This is a genomic window from Streptomyces sp. NPDC044106 (genome assembly GCF_056433985.1).
Genome location: NZ_JBWKFZ010000003.1, coordinates 156,127 through 164,428, shown reverse-complemented (window position 1 = coordinate 164,428; position 8,302 = coordinate 156,127). Strand labels below are relative to the sequence as shown.

6 protein-coding genes are annotated in these 8,302 nt (G+C 72.1%); 4 read left to right on the top strand and 2 right to left on the bottom strand.

Annotated features, from left to right (window positions below; translation table 11 throughout):
* Positions 1-1,287, top strand: a 1,287-nt coding sequence (locus tag AC07DI_RS05905; protein ID WP_478902460.1) for an SUKH-4 family immunity protein, incomplete at its 5' end; no start/stop codon positions are given.
* Positions 1,288-1,542: 255 nt separating this feature from the next.
* Positions 1,543-2,445: a cellulose-binding protein gene (locus AC07DI_RS05900; protein WP_478902459.1), complete on the top strand. Its 903-nt coding sequence runs from the start codon at positions 1,543-1,545 to the stop codon at positions 2,443-2,445.
* A gap of 26 nt (positions 2,446-2,471) precedes the next feature.
* On the opposite strand, the gene AC07DI_RS05895 is transcribed toward AC07DI_RS05900, so the two are convergent.
* Together AC07DI_RS05895 and AC07DI_RS05890 are read right to left on the bottom strand one after the other, a co-directional pair.
* Positions 2,472-2,813: a hypothetical protein gene (locus AC07DI_RS05895; RefSeq protein WP_384255461.1), complete on the bottom strand. Its 342-nt coding sequence runs from the start codon at positions 2,811-2,813 to the stop codon at positions 2,472-2,474.
* A 50-nt stretch (positions 2,814-2,863) separates the two neighbouring features.
* Positions 2,864-4,393, bottom strand: coding sequence for an MFS transporter (locus AC07DI_RS05890; protein WP_478902846.1), 1,530 nt, complete (start codon positions 4,391-4,393; stop codon positions 2,864-2,866).
* Positions 4,394-4,894: 501 nt separating this feature from the next.
* Here AC07DI_RS05890 and AC07DI_RS05885 point away from each other — a divergent pair.
* Complete coding sequence (locus AC07DI_RS05885; RefSeq protein ID WP_478902457.1) at positions 4,895-5,683, top strand: ABC transporter ATP-binding protein; 789 nt, start codon at positions 4,895-4,897, stop codon at positions 5,681-5,683.
* A complete protein-coding gene (locus tag AC07DI_RS05880; protein ID WP_478902455.1) occupies positions 5,680-8,262 on the top strand; it encodes an ABC transporter permease in 2,583 nt (860 codons plus the stop codon). Before AC07DI_RS05885 ends, AC07DI_RS05880 begins: the two co-directional genes overlap by 4 nt.
* Positions 8,263-8,302 lie beyond the last annotated feature (40 nt).

The following is an 8,302-nucleotide window of genomic DNA, read 5'->3' as shown; positions in this document are numbered from 1 at the left end:
CCCGGTGGAATCAGGCCGCCGGGTGCTCCCGGTGCTCCCGGTGCTCCCGGCGCACCCCAGCCCCCCGGCCCGCCCGGCGCCCCAGGTGCTCCGCTGCCCCCCGCCGCACCCGCCCCCGGCACCCCGCCCCCCGGCGGCGGCGTCCACCACGCCGCGACCATGCTGGCCGGTCCCGCGGTCGGCGGCCCGGGTGCGCCCGGCATGCCTCCGCCGCCCGCGCCGATGCAGCACGGCCCAGGTGTGCCCGGTGCGCCCGGCGCTCCCGGGATGCCCGGCGGTCAGCCGTACGGCTATCCGCAGCAGCCCCTCGGGCAGCCCACCGTCGGGCCCGGCTACCAGGCAGTGCTGCGCTTCCGTGCCGCCGACGGGTCCGAGCAGCAGCTCATCCGCCGCTCGGCGCCCGGTACCCCGCACCCGGAGTGGCAGATCCTGCACGAGCTGCGCGGCATGAACGTGCCGCCGCAGCAGGTGCTCGAACTCCACACGGAGCTTGAGTCCTGCGAGCTGCCGGGCGCGTACTGCGCCCGGATGATCCGGGAGACCTGGCCGCAGGCGCGGATCACGTCCATCGCGCCGTACGGCAGGGACCACGCGTCCCGGCAGCAGGGCATGCGGCAACTGCTCGCGCACCAGGGGGAGCTGCACCAGGTCGCGGACGGCCCCGCGAGGCCCGCGCCGGTGCGCGCCCCGGTGCAGCAGATGCCGCCCGCCCCGCCGATTCCGCCGGAGGGCGTCGCGCAGGAGCTGGCTGCGGCCTTCGGGCCCGGCATCTTCCGGTTCGATCAGCGGGCGGTGTCGCGGCAGGGCGTGCCGGACATCGTGGCGCACACCCTCGTGGTGGCGGGTCTGCCCGTCGATTTCGGGCCGTTCTTCTGGGCGCAGGCCCAGCCGGGACGGCCGGTGCCGACGCTGGCGGAGCTGGCGCAGGAGCGCGGTGTGCAGCCGGGGTCCGACGCGGGCTCGTACCTGGTGATGGGCAGCGACTTCGGCCGTGCGCTCTGCGTCCAGTACGGCACGGCGAACATCGTGGCCGTGCCGGTGGAGGCGGGTCCCGGAGGTGCGCCGGTGCCGCCGCAGTTCGTGAACACGGGGCTGCCGGAGTTCGCGCGCTGCATGGCGCTGCTCGGCCGCATGTGGCGGCTGCGCTTCGGGCTCAACCAGGAGCAGGCGGGCCGCTGGACGGTGGACTTCCAGAACCAGCTGGCCGCGCTCGACCCGGCGGCGCTCGCGTCGCCGGAGAGCTGGTGGTCGGTGCTTCTGGAGCAGATGTGGGACGGCCTGCTCTAGACCGCGTCCCGAGCGGCAGGTGACGGACGAGGCGCCCGACCCGGGGGAAAGGGCCGGGCGCCTCGTCCGTGCCGGCCCGTACGGGGCGCGGGAGCCGATGAGTGTCGCCCCGATTCCGGCTTCCGGCCCCGATTGCCGCATCCTTGACCGGGTGGAGTGGGCGGAGTGTCGCGTTATGAGCGCTTCCGCTTGATCCATCAAGATGTGCGCCAATCGTGCTGTACGCGAGTGGTACGTCGGAGAGGGGATCCAAGGATGAGCAGCAGCGGTGCACCGTCGTCGCCGCACGGCTTCTTCACCGGGCGGGGGCGGGGCTACCGTCCCGCGCAGGTGGAGGCGTACGCCGCCGGTCTTTCCCAGGAGCGGGACGGGGCGTGGGAGCGTGCCGCCCGGCTGACCGTCCTGGCCAAGGAGATGGAGGCGGAGGCCGAGCGGCTGCGGGACGTGGTGGCCCGGCTCGCCCCCCAGACGTACGAGACGCTCAGCGTGCGGGCCCGGGAGATCCTGGCGGAGGTGGAGGCCGAGGCGGCCGCCGTGCGCGAGAGTGCCGGGGCCGATGCGCAGCGGCTGGCGGAGGAGGCCGAAGGGGCGGCGCGGGAGGCGCGGGACGCCGCGCGTGCCTACGCCGAGCAGGTCGGCGCGGACGCGGAGGAGTGGGCGCGGCAGCGGCTCCTCGCGGACCGGGCGACGGCCGATGAGGAGCGTGTCTCCGCGCGGCGGGACGTGAAGGCGTGGCGCGGCGATTCGCTGGCGGTGCTGCGTGAGATGCGGCAGCGGTGCGAGGGTCTGCTCGCCGACCAGCAGAAGGAGCAGGACGAGCGGTGGGAGGCGGCCGAGCGGGAGGCGGCGGAGCGGGAGGCCGCGTCGGACGCGCGGGTCGCGGAGCGGGTGGCCGCCGCCGAGGCCGGGCTCTCCGAGGCCAAGCGGATGTTCGCCGAGGCGGAGGAGGCCGCGCGGCACGGGCAGGAGGACGCGGAGGCGCGGGCAGCCGAGCTGGTCGCGGAGGCCGGGGTGCGCGAGGAGCGGCTGGCGCGGGAGACGGAGCGGGTGCTGCGCGAGCACGGTGAGCGGTGGGACGAGGTGCGGGCGCACATGGACCACGTACGCAACAGTCTGGCCACGCTGACGGGCCGGGCGCCGGTGGAGGAGGCTCCCTGACGGTCCCGTCATGGCGCCCCGCCGGGTCAGTCCAGTGCGGGCAGTCGGGGCAGGACGCCCTCGGGGCCGCCCTCGTCGAGGATCGCGTGGAAAGCGGCCGTCATGGCGTCGACCCCTGCGGTGGGGACGACGACGAGGTCCGCGCACTGGAAGAAGGCGCCGCCCGCGCATTCGCCCGTCTGCTTCCAGCGGTCCATGACGGCGGCGATCTCGCGGAGCGTCATGAAGCAGGCGCTCCACCTCGTGCCGTCGGGCAGCCGGAGTTCGGCGTCGACGTTCTCGACGTCCTCGGCGCGGTCGTCCGCTCCCAGCATGAAGAGGGCGGTGAACCGGTCGTCCGTGACGCGGTGGCAGGGCTCGCTTTCCATGGGCCCATCATCCGTGACGAGCCGCGGTGTCGGCACGGGTGGCATACCGGTCAGTCGGCCTGCCGCGTGGGCGACAGCTGATCGTGGCGTGGTTCCGGTTGCTTCTCCTGGAGTACGGGGAAGCGTCGGGGTGCCAGGAGGAGCAGGACGCCCAGGGCCAGTACGGCGGCGCATCCCGCCCCCACGTACACGGAGTCGACCGCCGAGTCGACCGCCCGCCGCAGCCGTTCGGGGTCGGCCACCGCGCCGGGGTCCTCAAGGACGCGCGCCACCGAGTCGAGGGATCCTGAGCCGCCGAGCCGCGCGCTCAGTACGCCGTTTGCCACCGCGCCGAACAGGGCGGCGCCCAGGGTCTGGCCGATCTGGCGGCAGAACAGGACGGAGGCGGTGGCCGTGCCGCGTTCGGCCCAGCCGACGGTGGACTGGACGCCGACGATCAGGGGGAGCTGGAAGAGGCCGAGGGCGGCGCCGAGCAGCAGCATCAACAGGGCGGGCTGCCATGCGGTGCCGGGGTAGGGCAGCAGGGGGAAGGCGAAGAGGAGCGCCGCGGCCGCGGAGATGCCGGTGGCGGCGGTGTTGCGGAAGCCGATCCTGCGGTACACGTGCTGGCTGAGCGCCGCCGAGACCGGCCAGCTCAGCGTCATCACGGAGAGCACGAATCCGGCGGCGACCGGCGCGAGTCCGAGGACGGACTGGGCGTACGTGGGCAGGAAGACGGTGGGCGCGACCATGAGGAGGCCGAGCGCGCCGAGGGCGAGGTTGACGGCGGCGATGGTGCGCCTGCGCCAGACCCAGCCGGGGATGATCGGTTCCGCGGCCCGGCGTTCGATCAGGACGACGGCGGCGATCAGGGCGAGCCCGGCGGCGAACAGCGCGAGGGAGGGCGCCGACAGCCATTCCCAGGCGACGCCGCCCTGGACGAGCGCGGTCAGGAGCGTGCCGCCGCAGGCGAAGACGGCGAGCGCGCCGGGCCAGTCGATGCGGCCGCGCGGGACGGTCTCGCGCTCGGGTTCGTTCAGGTGGCGGACGATGAGCCAGAGCGCGAGGACCCCGATGGGCAGGTTGATCAGGAAGATCCAGCGCCAGTCGGCGTACGCGACGATGAAGCCGCCGAGCGCGGGGCCCGCGATGGACGACGTGGCCCACACCGTCGACAACTTGGCCTGGATCCTGGGGCGTTCCTTCAAGGGGTACAGATCGGCGGCGAGGGTCTGCACGGTGCCCTGGACGGCGCCGCCGCCGAGTCCCTGGACGACGCGGAAGGCGATGAGCGACGCCATGTTCCAGGCGAGGGCGCAGAGCGTGGAGCCGAGCAGGAACAGGACGCAGCCCGTGATGAGGACGGGCTTGCGGCCGAAGGTGTCGGAGAGCTTGCCGTAGACGGGCAGGGTGACGGTGGCCGCGAGGAGGTAGCCGGAGAAGAGCCAGGAGAAGATCGAGAAGCCGCCGAGCGCACCCACGATCTGCGGGACGGCGGTGGACACGATGGTGGAGTCGACGGCGGCCAGCGCCATGGCGAGCATGAGTGCGGCGACGACCGGGCCCCTGCCGCGCGGGTCACCCGCTGTCCCGCCCGGTATCGCGCCCGGGGCGTCCGCGGCGCCCGGAGCCGCTTCCTGCGTGCCCAACGGAACTTCCTTCCCCCTGCAACCAGTTGCTGTGGTCACCTTCTCACCCGGCCGGAGCGGAGGGCAGGGTGGAGAGCGGGGGTGGAGCCGACCCCGAGTCCCGCTCCACCGGCGGGTGGAGATCCCCTAGGGGTACCTCCGTACAACGGACCGGGGAGCGATCGTCCCACTGGAGGATGAGGCGGGCCGGATCGGTCCTTAGATTGGCTTTACGAGCCGGGCACGGGGCCGGCTCGGACAACCACACCATCGGGGGTGGGGTTTTCCCCCGGAGAAGAGTGCGCCGAGCACCAGCGCGCCGGACCTGGTCCGGACAGCAGACTGAGGCGCGACAGCGCACGCACCGCATCCACCCGCACCACACCGCGGCGCGTCCACCCGCACCAGACCGCGGCGCGGACACGCACACCGCACACACCTGACGCACCGCATGACCGACATAGGAGACTTACCGTGACAACGGCTGTGACAACACCCAGGCACGGGGGCACTGGAGGACGCACGGCCGTGGCAGCGCGGGCGCGCCAGGTCGTCAAGGCGTACGGCTCCGGCGAGACCCGCGTCGTCGCCCTGGACCACATCGACGTGGACATCGTCCGCGGCCAGTTCACCGCGATCATGGGCCCCTCGGGCTCCGGCAAGTCCACCCTGATGCACTGCCTCGCGGGGCTCGACACGGTCAGCGGCGGGCAGATCTTCCTCGACGAGACCGAGATCACCGGGCTGAAGGACAAGAAGCTCACGAAGCTGCGCCGGGACAGGATCGGCTTCATCTTCCAGGCGTTCAACCTCCTGCCGACCCTGAACGCCATCGAGAACATCACGCTGCCGATGGACATCGCGGGCCGCAAGCCCGACCGCGCCTGGCTCGACCAGGTCGTGGAGACCGTGGGCCTCGCGGGCCGCCTCAAGCACCGCCCGACCGAGCTCTCCGGCGGCCAGCAGCAGCGCGTCGCCGTGGCCCGCGCGCTCGCCTCCCGGCCCGAGATCATCTTCGGCGACGAGCCGACCGGAAACCTCGACTCCCGGGCCGGCGCCGAGGTCCTCGGCTTCCTGCACCGCTCGGTGGCCGAGCTCGGCCAGACCATCGTGATGGTCACGCACGACCCGGTCGCCGCCTCGTACGCGGACCGCGTCCTGTACCTCGCCGACGGCCGGATAGTCGACGAGATGCACCACCCGACCGCCGACCAGGTCCTCGACCGCATGAAGTCCTTCGACGCGCGCGGGCGGACGTCATGACCGTCCTCAAGACCTCGATGCGCAACTTCTTCGCGCACAAGGGCCGCATGGCGCTCTCCGCGGTGGCCGTCATCCTCTCGGTGGCGTTCGTGTGCGGCACGCTCGTCTTCTCCGACACCATGAGCACCACCTTCGACAAGCTCTTCGCGGCCACCTCCGCCGATGTGACGGTCACCCCCAAGTCCGCCGGGGACGCGGGCGACACGCCGCGCAGCGGCAAGCCCGAGTCGCTGCCCGCCTCGGTGGTGCAGCAGGTGAAGAAGGCCGGTGGCGTCAAGTCCGCCGAGGGCGCCGTCAGCAGCCAGAGCGTGACGGTCGTCAACGCCGAGAACAAGAACATGGGCCCCACCAGCGGCGGCCCGACCATCGCGGGCAACTGGACGCGCAACGACCTGCGTTCGATGGACATCACCTCGGGCCACGCCCCGCGCGGCCCGACCGAGATGATGGTCGACGCCGACACCGCCGACAAGCACGACCTCAAGATCGGCGACAAGCTGCGCACCGTCGCCGCGACCGGTGACCACACCGCGAGGATCTCCGGCATCACCACCTTCAAGGTGACCAACCCCGGCGCCGCCATCTTCTACTTCGACACCGCGACCTCGCAACGCGAACTCCTCGGCGCCACAGGGCGGTTCACGCACGTCAACCTCACCGCGGACGCGGGCGTCAGCGACGCCCGGCTGAAGCGGGACGTGTCGAAGGTCCTGGGCAAGAGCGCGTACGACGTCAAGACGCAGAAGGAGACCGCGGACGACAACCGCGAGTCCGTCGGCAGCTTCCTCGACGTCATGAAGTACGCGATGCTCGGCTTCGCCGGTATCGCCTTCCTCGTCGGCATCTTCCTCATCATCAACACCTTCTCGATGCTGGTCGCCCAGCGCACCCGCGAGATCGGCCTGATGCGCGCCATCGGCTCCAGCCGCAAGCAGGTCAACCGCTCCGTGCTCGTCGAGGCGCTGTTGCTCGGCGTGTTCGGCTCGGTCCTCGGCGTCGGCGCGGGCGTCGGCCTCGCCATCGGCCTGATGAAGCTGATGGCCGGCATGGGCATGGAGCTGTCCACCGGCGACCTCACCGTCAACTGGACGACCCCCGTGGTCGGCATGGTCCTCGGCATCGTCGTCACCGTCCTCGCCGCCTACCTCCCGGCCCGCCGGGCGGGCAAGGTCTCCCCGATGGCCGCGCTGCGCGACGCCGGAACCCCGGCCGACGGCAGGGCGGGCGCGCTGCGCGCCGTCATCGGCCTGGTCCTCACCGGCGCCGGAGTCCTCGCCCTGTACGCCGCGACGCAGGCCGACAAGGCGAGCGAGGGCTCGCTGTTCCTCGGCGGTGGTGTCGTGCTGACCCTCATCGGCTTCGTCGTCATCGGCCCCGTCCTCGCCTCCGGCGTGGTCCGCGTCATCAGCGTGCTGCTGCTGCGGATGTTCGGCCCCGTCGGACGGATGGCTGAGCGCAACGCGCTGCGCAACCCGCGCCGCACCGGCGCCACCGGCGCGGCCCTGATGATCGGCCTCGCGCTGGTCGCCTGCCTCTCCGTCGTCGGCTCCTCGATGGTCGCATCGGCCACCGACGAGCTCGACAAGTCGGTCGGTACGGACTTCATCGTGCAGCCCACCCAGCCGGGCATCTCGATCACCGACAAGGCCGCGCAGGCGATGGGCAAGGCCGAGCACATCGGCCACATCACCCGCCTGAAGGCGATCGACGCCGACATGACCACGCCCGACGGCAAGACCGTGGACGGCGTCGGCCTGAGCGCCGCCGACCCCACCTACGCCAAGGACCTGCGCCGCGAGACGCTCTCCGGCGACCTGTCCGCCGCGTACGGCAAGGACGCCATGTCGGTCGGCGACGAGTTCGCGAAGAAGCACCACCTGAAGGTCGGCGACGAGCTGAAGATCGCCTTCGAGCACGGCAGGACGGCCGAGCTGAAGCTGGCCGCCATCACCAAGGACGAAGGCACCCTCGACAACGGCGCGATGTACCTGAACATCACGACGCTCCAGAAGTACGTCCCGGCCGACCGCATCCCGCAGAACGACATGATGTTCGCGACGGCCGACAAGGGTCACCAGGACGCCGCGTACGCCTCCCTGAAGGACTCCCTGAAGAAGTACCCGCAGTACAAGGTGATGGACCAGACCGACTTCAAGCAGACCCTGAAGGACCAGGTCGGACAGCTCCTGAACATGGTCTACGGCCTGCTCGGCCTCGCCATCATCGTCGCGATCCTCGGCGTGGTGAACACCCTGGCGCTCTCCGTGGTCGAGCGCACCCGGGAGATCGGCCTGATGCGGGCCGTCGGCCTCTCGCGCCGCCAGCTGCGCCGCATGATCCGCATGGAGTCGGTGGTCATCGCCCTCTTCGGCGCGCTGCTCGGCCTGGGCCTGGGAATGGGCTGGGGGGCGACGGCACAGAAGCTGCTCGCCCTGGAGGGCCTGAAGGTCCTGGAGATCCCGTGGCCGACGATCATCGCGGTCTTCATCGGGTCGGCGTTCGTGGGCCTGTTCGCGGCGCTGGTCCCGGCGTTCCGGGCCGGCCGGATGAACGTCCTCAACGCCATCGCCACCGAATAGCCACCGCCACGGGGGTGCGGGGGACAGGCCCCGGCGGGTG